12 protein-coding genes and 1 pseudogene are annotated in these 16,333 nt (G+C 70.7%); 5 read left to right on the top strand and 8 right to left on the bottom strand.

Going from position 1 to position 16,333, the window contains the following annotated elements; all coding sequences use genetic code 11:
- Positions 1-26: 26 nt before the first annotated feature.
- Positions 27-1,784: an FAD/NAD(P)-binding protein gene (locus OHO83_RS34020; protein WP_330280197.1), complete on the bottom strand. Its 1,758-nt coding sequence runs from the start codon at positions 1,782-1,784 to the stop codon at positions 27-29.
- On the bottom strand, positions 1,781-2,647 hold the full coding sequence (locus OHO83_RS34015) for an amino acid ABC transporter permease (RefSeq protein WP_266668876.1): 867 nt from the start codon (positions 2,645-2,647) through the stop codon (positions 1,781-1,783). The genes OHO83_RS34020 and OHO83_RS34015 overlap by 4 nt, the downstream gene beginning before the upstream one ends.
- A gap of 533 nt (positions 2,648-3,180) precedes the next feature.
- Here OHO83_RS34015 and OHO83_RS34010 point away from each other — a divergent pair.
- A complete protein-coding gene (locus OHO83_RS34010) occupies positions 3,181-4,143 on the top strand; it encodes an ABC transporter substrate-binding protein (protein WP_266668878.1) in 963 nt (320 codons plus the stop codon).
- A gap of 44 nt (positions 4,144-4,187) precedes the next feature.
- Here the strand turns inward: OHO83_RS34010 and OHO83_RS34005 are convergent, their stop codons facing one another.
- Positions 4,188-5,525: a DUF5685 family protein gene (locus OHO83_RS34005; RefSeq protein WP_330280196.1), complete on the bottom strand. Its 1,338-nt coding sequence runs from the start codon at positions 5,523-5,525 to the stop codon at positions 4,188-4,190.
- A gap of 290 nt (positions 5,526-5,815) precedes the next feature.
- Between OHO83_RS34005 and OHO83_RS34000 the strand changes: the two genes are divergently transcribed.
- On the top strand, positions 5,816-6,259 hold the full coding sequence (locus OHO83_RS34000; RefSeq protein ID WP_116502912.1) for a cell division protein SepF: 444 nt from the start codon (positions 5,816-5,818) through the stop codon (positions 6,257-6,259).
- Positions 6,260-6,315: 56 nt separating this feature from the next.
- Here OHO83_RS34000 and OHO83_RS33995 read toward each other — a convergent pair whose 3' ends face one another.
- Positions 6,316-7,947 carry an MFS transporter gene (locus tag OHO83_RS33995; protein ID WP_330280195.1) on the bottom strand — a complete coding sequence of 544 codons (1,632 nt, stop codon included), beginning with the start codon at positions 7,945-7,947 and terminating at the stop codon, positions 6,316-6,318.
- 376 nt (positions 7,948-8,323) lie between these two features.
- Between OHO83_RS33995 and OHO83_RS33990 the strand changes: the two genes are divergently transcribed.
- Together OHO83_RS33990 and OHO83_RS33985 are read left to right on the top strand one after the other, a co-directional pair.
- A complete protein-coding gene (locus tag OHO83_RS33990) occupies positions 8,324-9,364 on the top strand; it encodes a hypothetical protein (protein ID WP_330280822.1) in 1,041 nt (346 codons plus the stop codon).
- 261 nt (positions 9,365-9,625) lie between these two features.
- Positions 9,626-10,651, top strand: coding sequence for a phosphatase PAP2 family protein (locus tag OHO83_RS33985; RefSeq protein ID WP_266668885.1), 1,026 nt, complete (start codon positions 9,626-9,628; stop codon positions 10,649-10,651).
- 111 nt (positions 10,652-10,762) lie between these two features.
- Here the strand turns inward: OHO83_RS33985 and OHO83_RS33980 are convergent, their stop codons facing one another.
- Positions 10,763-10,978 (bottom strand): I78 family peptidase inhibitor, encoded by a 216-nt coding sequence (locus tag OHO83_RS33980; protein ID WP_116502908.1) that lies wholly within the window; start codon positions 10,976-10,978, stop codon positions 10,763-10,765.
- A gap of 411 nt (positions 10,979-11,389) precedes the next feature.
- Here OHO83_RS33980 and ctaD point away from each other — a divergent pair.
- A pseudogene (gene ctaD, locus OHO83_RS33975) lies at positions 11,390-13,057 on the top strand (aa3-type cytochrome oxidase subunit I); the annotation flags it as partial.
- On the opposite strand, the gene OHO83_RS33970 reads toward ctaD, so the two are convergent.
- The 3 genes from OHO83_RS33970 to OHO83_RS33960 are packed head-to-tail and all read right to left on the bottom strand — an operon-like array spanning position 12,972 to position 16,184.
- Positions 12,972-14,015 carry a helix-turn-helix transcriptional regulator gene (locus OHO83_RS33970; RefSeq protein ID WP_330280194.1) on the bottom strand — a complete coding sequence of 348 codons (1,044 nt, stop codon included), beginning with the start codon at positions 14,013-14,015 and terminating at the stop codon, positions 12,972-12,974. The pseudogene ctaD and the gene OHO83_RS33970 sit on opposite strands and share 86 nt — an antisense overlap.
- Positions 14,016-14,070: 55 nt before the next feature.
- The gene (locus OHO83_RS33965; RefSeq protein ID WP_330280193.1) at positions 14,071-14,919 is read right to left on the bottom strand and encodes a hypothetical protein; all 849 of its coding nucleotides are present in this window, start codon (positions 14,917-14,919) and stop codon (positions 14,071-14,073) included.
- On the bottom strand, positions 14,916-16,184 hold the full coding sequence (locus OHO83_RS33960) for a glycosyltransferase family 4 protein (protein WP_266668888.1): 1,269 nt from the start codon (positions 16,182-16,184) through the stop codon (positions 14,916-14,918). The genes OHO83_RS33965 and OHO83_RS33960 overlap by 4 nt, the downstream gene beginning before the upstream one ends.
- Positions 16,185-16,333 lie beyond the last annotated feature (149 nt).

Here is a 16,333-nt window from a genome sequence, read left to right as displayed (position 1 = left end):
AGGGGAGAGGAGGGGGCGAGCGGGGTTCAGGCTGCGGCGCGACAGGAGAGTTCGCGCAGGAGCGCCAGGACCGCGCGGGCGGTGGCGTCGTTCTGCCGGAACGAGGGGCTGTTCGTGCGCGGCCGTGTGAACGCCCCGGCGCCGCGGGCGTTCGTGTGCGGGCCGAGCGCGAAGCGGCGCGGGTGTGCCGTACCGTCGCGGTGCAGAACGCGCCCGTCCTCGGGGTCGACCGCGAGGAGCCCGGCCGGGGTGGCCCGCGCCCCCTCCTCGTACAGCTCGCGCAGGAGCTGGTCGCGGGTGCGGGCGAGCGTGGGGTGCGGCAGGCGGGCCTCGACGAGGGCGCGGGCCTCGATGACGGATCCGGGCACGGTGGCGCTCGTGGCGCGGAAGACGCCGTCCTCGGCGGTGACCCGCATGTCCGCGCCGGCGAACTTCACGACGCCCGCCCGGGAGAGCGCGAGCAGTTGCCGCAGCCGCGGTCCGGGCGGCCCGGAGGCGAGACAGCTGAAGAAGCCGTGCCACCAGGACCCGATGTCGCCGAGCCGCACGACCTGCCCGTACACGGAGAGCAGACCGAGGAACACGGCGAGGTCGGGGCTGTGCGCGGGGTCGTGGCGGCGTTCGAGGTCCGCGGTGATGTAGCCGCGCAGCCCGTCCTGGAGCTCCTCGTACGAGGTGTGGCGTACGCCGTCCAGCGGATGGTCGAGGGCCGTGAGGTCGAGGCGGTCCGCCGGATCGGGCACGGCGGAGGCCACGAGGGCCTGGAGTTCGGCGCTCAGGGGTTCGACGGCGGCGTACTTCTCCTCGAAGTCGGCCCAGGCGACGGCGGTGCGCCCGGGGTGGGCGGTGAACAGGCGGTGGTAGTGGGCGAAGCCGAGTTCCTTGTCGATGAGGGGCCACACGTCGCGGCGGAAGTCGTATCCGTCGGGGCGGGCGAGGAGTTCGTCGATCTCGGCGGGGCCGAGGAAGCGGGGCAGCGGCGGCCGTTCGCCGGTCCAGTCGTAGCCGATCTTGGAGTGGTAGGGGACGCCGCGCCGCGAACCGACGTGCAGGACAGGCTCGCGTCCCGAGGGGACGTACGTGTCCCCCTCGTACCGCCCGCCGCGCCCCTCCGTCAGGAGCACCATCAGGTCGACGAAGGCCAGGCCGAAGCCGCGGACGAGGACGTCCTCGCCGGGCGCGAGCGCGGACAGGTCACTGTCCGCGGTGAAGTCGGGCGGCAGGTGGACGAGTCCGTGCTCGCGTGCGTACGCGCTCAACTCCCGCTGTTCCTGGTCGAGTTCGGCGTCGAGGTGGCCCTGGGCGAGGACGACGGTGTCGGCGAGGAGGGGGCGGGCACGCCCGTCGAGCCACACCTGCTGGCGGCCCTCGCGGGGGCCGCTGACGCGCAGGGCGCGGCACGGATGGTGCCGGACGGTGACCCCCGGCGGGAGCGCGGCAACGGACCGCTCGTACACCCAGCGCAGATAGGCACCCTGGAGCTGCCGGCCGGCGAACGCGCGGCCGTCGAGGTCCGCCCACTCGTGCAGGGCGGGCCCGGGGAGTACCGGACCGTCGAGTTCGACCGTGTCGTCGGTGAACATCGTGACGTCCTGGGACTGCGAGTTCATCCAGAGCAGCGAGGTCTGCGCCTGCCGCCAGACCCGTCCGCCGCCCGGCGGGAAGGGGTCGACGAGATGGATGTCGAGTTCGAGCCCGGCGTACTCGGGTGCGTTGGCGGCGATCCGCTCCAGGATGCCGGTCCCCCGCGGACCGGCTCCCACGATCACCAGCGAGGGCCTCATCGGGTGCGCTCCGAACCGCGCGCGTAGTGCCGCTCGACGTAGAACTGGCCGGCGCTCAGGAGCGAGGTGACCACGACGTACCAGATGGTGGCGACCAGGAGCATCGGGATGACCTGATAGGTGCGGTGGTAGACGAGCTGCACCGAGTAGAGCAGGTCCTGGACGGCGATGACGCTGACGATGGAGGTGCCCTTGAGGGTGCCGATCAGCATGTTCCCGGCCGGCGGCACGATGGAGCGCATGGCCTGCGGCAGGATGATCCGCCGCCAGCGCCTGAACCGGCTCAGGCCGAGCGCCTGCGCGGCCTCGATCTGCCCGCGGTCGACGGAGAGGATGCCGCCGCGCACCACCTCGGCGGCGTACGCGGCCTCGTGCAGGGTGAGGCCGATGATGGCGACGGTGACCGGCCCGAACAGGTCGACGGTCCTGATGCCGAGGATGTGCGGGTACAGCGCTCCGATGTTGAACCAGAACAGCAGCTGCACGAGGATCGGCATCGACCTGAACAGCCAGACGTAGCCCCAACTCACCGCGCGCAGAACAGGGTTGGCGGACAGACGCATGACGGCGAGCAGGGTGCCCAGGGCGAAGCCGAGCACCATGACGAGGGCGGTCAGCCAGAGAGTGAGACCGAGTCCGCGCAGGACGGACGCCGATGTGAAGTAGTCGGCGACGACGTCCCACTGGAAGGCGTCGTTGCGGATCACCGAATGGGCGGCGAGCGCGAGGAGTGCGAGGACGACGGCGGCGGCGAGCCACTGGCCGGTGCGGGGCCGGCGGACGATGCGGGGCTGTGCCTCACCGGTCTCGGCGGGCGGTCCGGCCGCGGCAGGCGTGGTTTTTGCGAGTGTGTTCGAGGACATGCGAAGGCTCCGTGGGCACTGGAATCCAGCACGGTCTTGCCTTCACACGGAACTTGCGGGCCGAGCCCCTCAGCAGCGGTCCCCTCGCCGAGAGTACGGGGCTCGCTCCGCTCGCTGTCAAGGCTGTCCAGAGTGTGAGCCGTACGTCTCAAGTGAGTTGACGCGGAAACGGATGCCTGTTCCACTTGCCCCATGCATCCGCAGCAGTGGCTGGTCACGCGCTCCCACATCGACTTCGGTCGAGTGTGGTCGGCGTCCTGTTGATGCCCTTCTGACGCCCGCTGCGCGTCTGCTTCTCTCTCTTCTCGGCGCTTTCTGACGCTTCGAGACACACGCTGCGTTTTGAACGTTTCTACGTCTCCCGCATCTCCTGCGTCTTCCGCGCCTTCCCTGTCTTCCGCGTTTCCCGGTGCGCCCAAGTGCGCGCACTCGTCCGCGCCTTCACACACCCACGCGTCCCTCGCGTACCCCTCCCCTCAGCTGTCTCCCCATCCCCGCGTGCCTGTTGTCTTCGAAGGGCAGAACTCCACGCCATGCGTACGACTTTGACGTCCCATCAGCGGCTCACCGCCGCCTTCACGCTGATCACCGCGGCCACGCTGGCACTGACCGGATGCGGCACCGGCGACCCCGGAGCCTCCGCCGGCGGAGCCGCGCCCGCGGGCAAGAGCGGCAAGATCCCCACGACCGACGTGGTGAAGGCCGTCAGGAAAGACGAGGCGGCGGCGAAGCTGCTGCCCGCGGATGTCCGGGCCGACGGCAGGCTGACCGTCGGCGCCTCCGTCGGTGGCACCCCGCCCGGCGCCTTCTACCTGGAGGACGGCAGGACCGCCGCCGGCCAGGACATCGACTTCGCCGACGCCGTCGCCAAGGTCCTCGGGTTGAAGCTGAAGCGGGAGGCGGCCGGTTTCGAGGCGATCCTGCCCGCGCTCGGCAGCGGCAAGTACGACCTGGGCACAGGCAACTTCGGTGTCACGGACGAACGGCGCAGGACGATCGACTTCGTCACGTACATCAATGACGGCCAGGGCTTCGCCGTGCGCAAGGACAGCGACCTGAAGAAGGTCACCGACCTCCGACAGCTGTGCGGCCTGAACGTGGCGACCGGCGCGGGCACCACCTTCGAGGCGACCCTGGAGGAGAACAAGCACCTCTGCACGGACGCCGGGAAGAAGACGTACAGCGTGAAGACGTACGCCGACCAGAGCGCGATCTGGTCGTCCCTCCAGCAGGGCCGGTCCGACGTGGTGATGAGCACCATCAACGGGCTGCGGTACGCCGTCGCACAGCAGGAGGGGCTGAAGTTCCTCAACGAGTACCACCGCCTCGACGTCGGCTTCGCCTTCAAGAAGGGCACGAAGCTGGCGCCGGCGTTCCGGGCGGCGGTGAACAAGCTGATCGCCGACGGGACGTACGACAAGATCCTCAAGAAGTGGGGCACGAGCGAGTCCGCGATCGAGAAGTCGCAGATCTCACCGCCCGAGATCAAGGACTGACCCCGAACCCACGAACCGCGCCCGGCGACCCGCGCCCCGGGGGCTCAACAGTCGCAGCAGGAGCAGCACTCACAGCATTCGCAGATGGAGCACGCCTCGCAGCAGCTGCAGTCGGTGGAGCAGCATTCGCTGCACCAGCCTTCGCGCCTCTTCCGGGACCAGGGCCCCTCGAACTCGTCGGCACAGCACACCTTGCAGGTACAGCAGAGCCCGATGGCCGCGGCGCACCCGGCGAAGAACCCGCGCTTGCCGGGCTTCGGCGGCTGAAAGGACGGCCCGCCGCCGAAGCCACCGGGCCCTCCCGGACCACCGGGACCACCCTGTCCGCCGCCGTACGGATTCTGCGTGCCGTACGGGCCCGAGGACCCGGGCGGCACGTACGGGCCCGATCCGGTGGGCACCCAGGGGCCGGGCGCACCGGGTCCCTGTTGCGGCGTGGACGCGGCCGGAGCGTGCGCGCCGCGCGCGGGGCCGCCGCCGTGAGACGCGTCGGTGCCGTGGGACGCGTCGGTGCCGTGCGCGCAGCCCGACGTACCGAAGGCGCGGTCGACCGAGCGGCGCAGTTCGTGGACGAGCAGCAGGTGCGCGAGCGTGCCGTCGACGAATTCGGCCTCGCGCAGGGCGAGGCGGATGCCGCGCAGTGCGTCGTCGGCGAGGCGGCGTGCCTCGGCGAGGTCCGTGCCGGTCGCCGTGAGCGGGTTCCAGGCACCCGACGTGGCGTCAGCTTCCTTGTCCTCCACGGCGTCCAGGAGGTGCGCGAGCCGCCCGAAGAGCCGGCCGGCCTCGGCGAGCGGCGCCGCGTTGCCGGGGCGTCCGGCGAGGACCGCGGTGTGCGCGAAGGCGGCGGCGGTCGCCGTCTCGGTCGGTTCGGTGACCGTGAGTACCGGGGTGCCGAGGCCGGCGAGCGCCTCGATCCCGATCTGGCGCTCCACGGCGTCGACCAGGACCGCCGTGTCGAACCCCACGTCAGAACCCGTACGGGAACCGGCCTTTCCCCACTTGGCGGCGACCCGGCGGGCCGCCGCGGCCACCGGCCTGCGGGCCAGGAGGCCGTCGCCGTCGGCGACGTGGTCGCGGACCTTCGCCGAGGCGAGGACCAGTGAGACGGCCGCGGCGAGCCGGGCGCCCTCGCCCTGCGCGACGGACGCGGTGCGCATCCCGCGCAGCGGACAGGGCCCCGCCGTGCGCCGTCCCCCGGCGGCGTGTTCGGCCTGAGCCTCCGTCAGAACCGAGATCAACAAACCGTCATAGTTCGTGACGACCCGGGCGAACTGCCCGTGGTCACCGCGCAGCGCCAGGCAGAGTCCGCACAGATGAGCCATCCATTGCGCCTTGAGCCCCTCGCCGAGACGATGGCTGCAAGGCCGGACTATTCCGAACAAGACGACTCCCCCGAGGGTCTCGAAGACGTAAGCTGCGGCATCGTATCGAGGGTGCCGTTCACCCGTACGCCCCGGCCGTCACCCATACGCCGCGAAGAATCATATTTCACTCACTGTCAGCAGCCGTACGGGGTACGACCCTTGGGATTCACGGGACAGCGCTGTGTTGACTCTGCACCAGTAGCGTCACGAAAACCCCGCGCGGCGACTATCCACTTGGCGCACCATCCGCATCATGGACGACCATAGGGATACGAAACGCAGAGGAACCGCTGTGAGAGGAGGCGTCCATGGGATCGGTGCGCAAGGCGAGTGCCTGGCTTGGCCTCGTCGACGACAACGATGACGAGCGTTACTACGACGACGACTACGCCGAGGGGTCCGAGCCCCACACCGGCGCCGCCTGGGTCACGGACCCACGCGTGAAGGTGGCGGCCGACGCCGCCGAGGAGCAGGGCCGCCGCATCGGCACGGTCACCCCGGACGGATTCCGGGACGCCCGTGGCATCGGCGAGATGTTCCGGGAGGGTGTCCCGGTCATCATCAACCTCACGGCCATGGAGCCCGGGGACGCCAAGCGCGTCGTCGACTTCGCGGCCGGGCTCACGTTCGGGCTGCGGGGTTCCATCGAGCGGGTGGCGAACCGGGTGTTCCTGCTGAGCCCCGCCGACACGCAGGTGGTCAACGGTGAGGCGGAGAGCCGTCCGACGGACGGTTTCTTCAACCAGAGTTGAGCGTCACGGGTGGGTAGGGCCCGGCCCCTCGGCCGGGTCACCGCCCGCGGCAGCCGTCACGCGACGGTGGACTCCACGCCGACCCGCTCGGGACCGCGCTGGGGCCCGATCTTCGCCGTGCCCTCCGCGTCCTGCGGGGCAGTGGCTTCGCACTCCATCCGCCGGGGCAGCCGCAGCGCGGCCACCGCACCGAGCAGCAGAAGCCCGGCGCTGACGAACAGCGTCACGTGCAGCCCGTGGACGAAGGCGACCCGGGCGGCGCTGCGCAGCGCCTCACCGGCGGTGCCGCCGAGCCGTGTCGCGACCTGGTACGCCTCGCCGAGCGAGTTGCCCGCGTGGGCGCTCGCGGATCCGGGCACTCCGGCGACCCGGGCGATCCCGGGTGCGTACGCGGCGTTCATCACCGAGCCGAGCAGGGCGATGCCCATGCCCGCGCCCAGCTGGTAGGACGTCTCCCCTATCGCCGCGGCGCCACCCGCGTCCTGCGCCGAGGCCTCGGTGAGCATCGACTCGTACGCCCCGAAGAGGGTGGTCTGCAGGCCGAAGCCGAGAAGGACGAAGCCGAAGGTGAGCAGCGACGGACGGTCGTGCTGTCCCATCAGCGTGAGCATGAGCACCGCGGCCGCGGTGAGGACGAAGCCGGCCGAGACCATGCGGCGCGGTCCGAAACGGCGCAGCTGCGCCGAGCCGAGGACACCCGCGGCCATCGCCGCGAAGGTGAGGGGCAGCAGCCGCACCCCCGTCTCCAGGGGGCTCAGGCCGAGTACCAGCTGGAGATACTGGACGGCGATCAGCTCCAGCCCGACCAGGGCGAGCATGGCGAGGACGATGCAGCCGACCGCGGTGGAGAAGGCCGGCCTGGCGAACATCTTCATGTCGACGAGCGGATGCTCGCGGCGCTTCTGCCGCCGCACGAACACGATCAGCACGGCCGCGCCGACGAGGAGGGGGCCGACGGCGGACGGGTCGAGCAGGTCACGGTCGACGCCGAGCCGCTTCACGCCATAGACGACACCGAGCATTCCGACGGCCGCCATGAGTGCGCCGACCACGTCCCAGGGCCCGTCGGAACGGCCCTTGGACTCGGGAAGTATGAGACGGCCGAGGGGCAGCATGACGGCCATCAGCGGGATGTTGATCAGGAAGACCGAGCCCCACCAGAAGTGCTCGACCATGAAGCCGCCGAGTACCGGTCCGGTGGCGGCGCCTATCGCGGCGACCGCGGACCAGACGCCGATGGCCACGGCCCGCTCGCGCCGGTCGGGAAAGACCGCGCGCAGGATCGACAGGGTCGCGGGCATGATCATCGCGCCGCCAACGCCGAGCAGCGCGCGGGCCAGGATCAGGACGTGCGGTGTCGACGCGAACACGGCGAGAGCGGAGGCCACGCCGAAGAGGCCGTATCCGAGGAGCAGGACGCGTCGGCGTCCGACGCGGTCGCCGAGTGTGCCGAAGAGGATCAGGAGCGCCGCGCAGATCAGCGGATAGGCGTCGACGATCCACAGCAGCTGGACCGCCGAGGGGCGCAGGTCCTGGGTGACGGCGGGGACGGCGACGTGCAGCACGGTCGCGTCGAGGGCGACGAGCAGCAGGCTGGTGCACAGGACGACGAGGACGACCCAGCGGTTGGCGCCTGGCCCTGCGGTCCGCAGGCGAGAGGGCACGGCGGCCGTGGTCGTCCCTGACATATGCGTACCTCCCAGTGGTCCCTCGCGCTCGGCGGATCCGCGGGGTGGGGACTTCCCCGCGGTTGCGGCCGGAAGGAGCGGACTCCCGTGCCCACGCAACGATTGGCGAGTGAGCCGCCAGAGTACGCGAGTCCATTGTGGTGACACGTGGCGGACCTCTCATGTGCCTGACCGTGGAGTGTGGTGTACGCCACGCTCCACCCTGCGACCACGCACCGCGCGTGCGGTCCGGTTGCGCCCGGCGCCGATAATCGACGCCGTGACCGAAGTCGACCTGCAAGAACTGCGGCGTGCGCGGGCCCGGGCGGCCGGTGCGCTGCGCCGTGCGGCGCCCGCGCTCCTTGCCTATGCCGGGGTGCGCGCCCTGGGCCTGCTCATGCTCGCCGTGTGGAGCGCGGCGAAGGGGAAGAGCCCGCACACGCTGCTGACCGCCCGCTGGGACTCGCTCTGGTACACCCGGGTCGCGGATTTCGGCTACGGCTGGGAGGTGCGTCTGCCGGACGGCACCGTGCACTCGAACCTCGCGTTCTTCCCGCTGCTGCCGTGGCTGGAGCGGCTGGTGTCGGCGGTGAGTCCCCTGTCGTACGCGGACGCGGGCCTGCTGGTGAGCTGGCTCGCGTCGCTCTGCGCGGCCTGGGGGATCTTCCTGGTGGCCGAGCTGCTGTACGGGAGGCGGGCCGGGGTCTGCGCGGTCGCGCTGTGGGCGGTGCTCCCGGTCGGGATCGTGCAGTCGATGGCGTACAGCGAGTCCTTGTTCACGGCGCTCGCGGCCTGGTCGCTGTACGCGGTCCTGACCGGACGGTGGGTGAGCGCGGGCCTGCTCGCCTCGCTCGCGGGGCTGACCCGGCCGGTGGGGGCGGCGGTGGTCGCCGCACTCTGGGCGACGGCCGCGGTCCACGTCGTGCGCGACAGGAAGGTCTCCTGGCGCATGGCCGTCGGCGTGCTGCTCGCCCCGCTGGGCGCAGCCGCGTACGTCCTGTGGGTGGGGCACCGCACCGGAGGCGGCCTCTTCGGATATCTCGACGTGCAGGGCCAGTGGGGCAACGGCTTCGACGGCGGCCTCGCCTTCGCCCGCTTCGTCGGCGACAAGTTCACGTCATTCCCCTCGGCGCTCGCGGGGCTCGGCCTCATCGTCGGGGTCGCGCTCGTGATCTGGCTCTACGTGCTGTGCGTACGACGAGGTCAGCCGCTCGCGCTGCTCGTCTACTGCGGGATCGTCGTCGCGCTCGCCCTGTGCGCGTCGGGGTACTTCGGCTCGAAGCCGCGACTGCTCCTGCCCGCCTTCCCGCTCCTGCTGCCGGTCGCGGTGGCGCTCGCCCGCCTGCGAACGAGCAGATCGGCGGCGGTGCTCGGCGGCGTGGCCGTGGCATCGGCGGTCTACGGGGCCTTCTGGCTGAACGGCTCGGGTCCTCCTTGATCGACTCGGCGGGCCCCGGGAGGCCGTCCGATCGCCCCGGGTGATCGGAGGGGGAATTCCGAGGAAGCCGACGGTGAACGAATTCGGGCGCGGCGAAAAACGAATACAAGAAATGATCAATGAAATTGAAGGCGGCACCCCGGTCGGATAGTGATATCCGCAGGGATAATCGCCCCGCTGAGAGCAATCCCACATCACATCGTCATCACAAACCGAGTGATTCGGCCGGGTTCGGCACTCACTCGCTGTAGCGTCGATTGGGTGCGTACCGAACGAAACCTCACCCGTCTGGAGCGGCTCTTCGCCCGCCTCGACCGTGAGCCGGAACGACCGGTCAACCTGGATGTGCCCAGGATGAGCCGGCACAGGGTCGTGCTCTTCGGGGCCACCCTGTCCTTCTACCTCGCCATCGTGGTGGCGGTGTTGACCACGTCCTGGCTGGTCACCTTCGACTGGCAGGTCATGTTCTTCCGGCCGTACCAGCAGTGGCCCGAGATCCACGCGTTCCTGGACTACTGGGTCGTGCTCGGCCAGCGCGGGCCGACCGCGGTGATGGTCATGGCCTGGCTCGGCTGGCGCTCATGGCGCCAGCACACGCTGCGGCCGCTGCTCACGTTCGGTGCCGCGCTGCTGCTCCTGAACATCACCGTGGGCGCCGCCAAGCTCGGCATGGGCCGCCTCGGCCCGCACTACGCGACCACCATCGGCTCGAACGAGATGTGGCAGGGCGGCGATATATTTCCTTCCGGCCACACCGCCAACGCCGTGGTGACCTGGGGAATCCTCGCCTACCTGGCCTCGACGCCGCGCGCCAGGCGCTGGCTGTCGGCCGCCTCCGCCGTGATCTCGCTGAGCGTCGGCCTGACCACTGTCTACCTCGGTACGCACTGGCTCAGCGATGTCTTCCTCGGATGGGCCGCCGGACTGCTCATCCTGCTCGCGCTGCCCTGGGTCGAACCGCTGATCACGCAGGTCGAGGCCTGGATCTTCTCGCTGCGCGAGCTGTGGCGCAACCGTCGTTCCGGTGCGCTCCCGGCGCCCGCCCCGGCCGCCACCACGCCCACGATGGTTCCGCAGCGCGTCTCCCCGCCCGCATCGGAGGAGCCGCCGGTACGCGAACCGGTCGCCGCCTCGCGGGCCGTGCGGCCTCCCGGGCTGCTCGCCCCGGGCCCGCACACCGCGCGCTCCGAGCGCACCCCGGTCACCCCGGCCGGCAGCCGCAGGCCGCCGCACGCCGACCGGGTGCCGCGCGGCACCACGTCCGCCCGCCCGGTCGCCGGCGGCTGACCGCCGCCGGCGCGAGAGCGTCGAAGACCGTGGGGCCGGTACGCACCGCCTGCCCCGCACGCCGAAGGCCCCCGGTTCCGTGACGGAACCGGGGGCCTTCGCGTTGTCCCGTCAGCCCTTCCAGCAGCGGGTCACGGTGCCGTCGGACACCTCGAAGTTCAGGCGTCCCGCGCGGTACTCCATGGTGATGATCGCGCCCGGGGGCAGCGACCTGACCGTGGACCAGCCGCGCTCACGGGCCCGCCGCTCGGCGCCCGGCGCATCGAGGCCGACGTATGTGTCGAGGGTGTCCTGGGGTTCTGCGGGAGGGGTCGGAATGGGTGCCATGACCGCCACGTTAGGCGGCCGGGCCGACGGACACCAGGGCGGACCGCGCCCCGTCACCGGTCCCCCTCCGGTCACGCTTCTGTCACAGGTCCACGACACGCGTTTCACCCGAACTCCGTCACACGTACGAGCGATTCAATGCTCCTTCTGCGCATGTTCTGCGCGCGCCACGGCATAATTCCGCGACTTCACAGAAAGGGTCCGGATAACGTTCCCGAAAATAGCGTCACGACCGCGCCCGGGACCCGCTGAATTCTGATTCCCGGGCGCTCTTCATCAGCTGACGCCCCATCGGAATTGCATGAACGCGACACAGAGCTCCCGTACGCCCCCTGTCGGAGTCGTGGGGACGCGAGCATCATGGCGTGTGCTCGAGGCAGGCCCGGGGCGCGAGAAGCGAGGGGGCAAGCGATGGGTACGACGGACGTGCAGCCCGTGCAGCCGGCGGCAGGAGCGGCGCGGACGAGGACGCCGGGCCGGATCGTCGTGGACTGGCTGACCACCACGGACCACAAGAAGATCGGCCACCTCTACCTGATCACGTCGTTCGCGTTCTTCCTCGCCGGCGGCATCATGGCGCTCCTGATGCGGGCGGAGCTGGCACGGCCCGGCCTTCAGATGCTGTCCAGCGAGGAGTACAACCAGCTCTTCACGATGCACGGCACGATCATGCTGCTGCTCTTCGCGACCCCGACCTTCGCGGGCTTCGCCAACGAGATCATGCCTCTGCAGATCGGCGCCCCCGACGTGGCGTTCCCCCGGCTCAACATGTTCTCGTACTGGCTGTTCCTCTTCGGCGGGCTGATCGTGATCAGCTCCCTGATGGTGCCCGGCGGGGCCGCGGACTTCGGCTGGTTCGCGTATGCCCCGCTCAACAGCCTGACGCGCTCGCCGGGCGTCGGCGCCGACATGTGGATCATGGGTCTGGCGCTCGCGGGCTTCGGCACGATCCTCGGCGCGGTGAACTTCCTGACGACCATCATCGGGATGCGGGCGCCCGGGATGACGATGTTCCGGATGCCGATCTTCACGTGGAACACGCTGTTCACGTCGATCCTCGTGCTGATGGCCTTCCCGGTGCTCGCCGCGGCGCTGCTCGTCCTGGAGGCGGACCGGCGCTTCGGGGCCGTGGTCTTCGAGGCCCAGTTCGGGGGTGCGCTGCTGTGGCAGCACCTCTTCTGGTTCTTCGGCCATCCCGAGGTCTACATCATCGCGCTGCCGTTCTTCGGCATCGTCTCCGAGATCCTCCCGGTCTTCAGCCGCAAGCCGATCTGGGGCTACACGATGCTGGTCGGCGCCACGATGGCCATCACCGGGCTCTCGATCGTCGTGTGGGCGCACCACATGTTCGTGACGGGCGGGGTGCTGCTGCCGTTCTTCTCGTTCATGACGTTCCTGATCGCGGTGCCCACGGGCGTGAAGTTCTTCAACTGGATCGGGACGATGATCAACGGGTCCCTGTCCTTCGAGACCCCGATGCTGTGGTCCGTCGGCTTCCTGGTGACGTTCCTGTTCGGCGGCCTGACCGGCGTCATCCTCGCCGTGCCGCCGCTGGACTTCCATGTGACGGACTCGTACTTCGTGGTCGCGCACTTCCACTACGTCGTGTTCGGCACCGTCGTCTTCGCGACGTTCGGCGGCTTCTACTTCTGGTGGCCCAAGTTCACCGGGAAGATGCTCGACGAGCGGCTCGGGAAGATCCACTTCTGGACGCTGTTCGTCGGCTTCCACACCACGTTCCTGGTGCAGCACTGGCTCGGCGCCGAAGGCATGCCGCGGCGCTACGCCGACTATCTGGCGGCCGACGGGTTCACGGCGCTCAACACGCTGTCGACCGTCGGCTCGTTCCTGCTCGGCCTGTCCACGCTGCCGTTCCTCTACAACGTCTGGAAGACGGCCAGGTACGGCGAGAAGGTCGAGGTGGACGATCCCTGGGGGTACGGGCGTTCGCTGGAGTGGGCGACACCGTGCCCGGCGCCGCGGCACAACTTCGTCACGCTGCCCCGGGTCCGCTCCGAGTCCCCGGCGTTCGATCTGCACCATCCGGCGTTCGCCTCGGCCCGTCCGCTGAGCCGGCCCGTTCCAGTGCCCGGGACAGACGGTCCCGAGCTGACCTGATCACGTCCGTGAGCCCGTCGGGTTCGAGCACCTCGAACTCGAAGCCCGTCAGGATCACGTGGATCGCCATCGCATCGAGGCTCGCCGCCCCGGTGCGCAGCACGCACCTGTCGTCGCCGTCGGCCTCGAGCGTGCCCGCCGACGGGCTGATCCGCTGTGCCGCCTCCTCGACTGGCACCAGGAGCCGGATCGTCGCCGCGTGGGCGTACGGGCCCTGCGAGACACCCTTGGAGACGTACGCGGCGAGGTCGTCGGCGGGTGGCGTGCGCGGGGTGAAGCGCGGCCCGTGCGGCGGCCTCGGCGTGATGCGGTCGACGCGGAACGTGCGCCAGTCCTCCCGGTCGACGTCCCAGGCGACCAGGTACCAGCGGCGCTCGCTGCACACCAGGCGGTGCGGCTCGACGGTGCGGCGCGTGGCGGCGCCCCCGCGGTCCTCGTAGGCGAAGCGCAGCCGCTCCGAGTCCCGGCAGGCGGCGGCGAGTTCGGTCAGGACGGACGGGTCGGCGTCGGAGGGATCCGGGCCGCGGAGCATCGGCACGGTGAACGCGTTGAGGGCGGACACGCGGCGGCGGAGCCGGTCGGGGAGGACCTGTTCGAGCTTGGACAGGGCCCGTACGGATGTCTCGCCGATGCCCTCGACGCCCTGGTCCGCCGAGGTGCGCAGACCGACGGCGACGGCGACGGCCTCGTCGTCGTCGAGGAGCAGCGGCGGCAGCTCGGCGCCGGCGCCCATCCGGTAGCCGCCGCCGGTGCCGGGGCTCGCGTCGACGGGGTAGCCGAGCCCGCGCAGCCGGTCGACGTCACGGCGGACGGTGCGCGGTGTGACGCCGAGCCGGTCCGCGAGGTCGGCGCCCGACCACTCGCGGCGGGCCTGCAGCAGCGAGAGGAGCCGCAGGAGTCGGGCCGAGGTCTCCAGCATGGGCTAGAGTCTGCCCGCGCTCGCGGACACGGAGTCCGCCGGGGTGCCGCGCGGACTACTCGTCGGCCGCCGCGGTCACGAGGACCGCCAGGTCGTTGTCTCTCGTGTAGTACGGCTCCACCGCGATCCGGCCGCGCCCGGTGTCCAGGCGTGCGGTCGGGTAGGTGAAGATCGGCTTCTTGTCGGCGACGTCGTCCAGGAGCCGGGCGACGCGTACCGCGAGTCCGTCCTCGCCCTCCGGGCGCACCCACAGGTCCCAGCGTCCCGCTTCCAGCTCCTCGTACCCGACGCGAAAGGTGAACTCGTCGCCACGCGCGGTCAGTTCGCTGCGGAGCGCCGGCCCGCCGTCCGTGCGTGAACGTATCTCCGCGTACGCCTTGGGGGTGATCGCGGTGCCGTAGATCCGACCGCTGACGGTCATCTCGCCTTCCGTGACGAGCAGTTCGCCCGCCTCGGCGTGCGGGGCGCGCAACCAGCTCCGCACGGTGAGGTTGCCGTGCTTGGTCGCGTAGGGGATGCGGACGGCGACGAAGCCGCGGGAGCCGCTGGGTACCCGGTCGACGAGGGACCGCAGGTCGTTGAGGCCGGGGGCCAGACGCCGCGGCTCCTCGCCGGCCACCTGCGCGAAGACGTCCCAGCGCCCCTCGGGCAGCCGCACGCTGCTGGGCAGCGCCGCCCGGAGGCTGCCGTCGCCCGCCGGGGTCAGCGGCAGGCACACGTCCTCGCCGCTGTCTCGGTCGGTGAGGACCAGATGGGCCGGGTCGGGCCCGCCGTGGTCGGTGACGTCGAAGGTGAGACCGCCCGCCGAGTCGGCGATGCAGTCGGCGCGGGGCGCCGTGGTCCCGTCCCCCACGGACGGCTCGGACGAGGCCGGGAAATCGGCCGAAGCGGTCGGCGGCGTCATGCCGTGCGCTCCTTTCTCTGTTTCGTTCCCTGGGCCGTGGACGCGGAGCGTCCCGCGTCCCGCACCGCGTACACGCCCCCGAGCAGCGCGCCGCGGGTGCGGTGCAGAAGGCCCCTGCCGCGGCGGGCCGTCAGCGAGCCGAACAGCGATTCGTAGCGCTCGGCGATGTGCGCCGGGTCGAACCGCTCGGAGTCCTTGAGCGCGGCGCTCGCCATCCGGGCGCGCAGCGCGTCGTTGTTGATCAGTTCGAGGAGGCCGCCGGAGATCGCCTCGACGTTGCCCACCTCGACCAGACGCCCGTCGACACCGTTGTCGATGATTTCGCCGGGGCCGTGCGGACAGTCGGTGGCGACCACCGGGAGGCCGCAGCGCATCGCCTCGACGATCGTCATGCCGAACGACTCCAGGCTGGAGGTGACGGCGGCGATGGAACCTTTCGCCCACTCCGGTTCGATGGGGTGGGCGGGGCCCATCAGGTACACGTGGTTGTAGAGACCGAGGTCGTCGATCAGGGCGCGGAGCTTGTCCTTCTGCTTTCCGCTGCCGTAGATCCGCAGGCGCCAGTCGGGCCGCTCGGCGCGGACCCGGTCGAAGGCCCTGACCAGCAGGTCGTACCGCTTCACGGGCGCGAGCCGGCCGGCCGCGACCACCCACTTGCCCGAGCCGTCCGCCGGCTCGACGCCGGGCGCGGGAACGGGGTTCGGCACGGACTCGATCCGCACGCCGGGCAGCCGCATCTTCGCGCGGTACGCCCGGGCGTCGGCCTCCGTGGTCGTGGTGAGCGCGTCGAGCCGCGGGTAGACCGCGCGCAACTGCCGGCGCAGCGCGGTGGGGTGGCTGTCGAGCGTGAGGTGTTCCTGGCCGACGCGCAGGGGACCGCGCCGGGTCTGGCGGGCCAGGTGCACATTGAGCCCCGGGCGGGTGCCGACGACGACGTCGGCGTCGATCGCGCGCAGGTGCTCGGCGATCCGCCGGTCGGTGAGCGCGTTGTACTGGTCGTATCGGCCCTCGGCGCGCGGGAACGTCGCGGCGGGGGCGCGGTATTCGGGGCTGTCGCCCTCGTAGCCCGGTGTGCCCTTGCGGATGTCGATGAGGTGCCGGACCCGGATCCTTGGGTCGGCCCTGAAAACCGGCTCGTCACGGTGGCGCAGGACGGAGACCACCTCGACGTCGTGCTGTTCGGCAAGCGTGTTCGCGAGGTTGTACGTCGTCCGAATCGTCCCTCCGATTCCGTACGCGTTGTGAATCAGGAAAGAAATCTGCATGCATCCCCGTATTCCACTGTTCCTCGCGGACAGTCCGTCTCGTCCGCCTACCGCAGGGTTAGACAGGAGTGCGGAGGCAGAGGTTGGGCGTCCTCATCATCTTGTTCCAGAACAGATGCGTGATTGAGAGACGATTCGTGGAACCTTTT

The sequence above is a fragment of the Streptomyces sp. NBC_00569 genome, from assembly GCF_036345255.1.
GTDB lineage: Bacteria > Actinomycetota > Actinomycetes > Streptomycetales > Streptomycetaceae > Streptomyces.
Note: the sequence above shows the minus strand (reverse complement) of the source record. Positions and strands in the feature narration are given on the sequence as shown.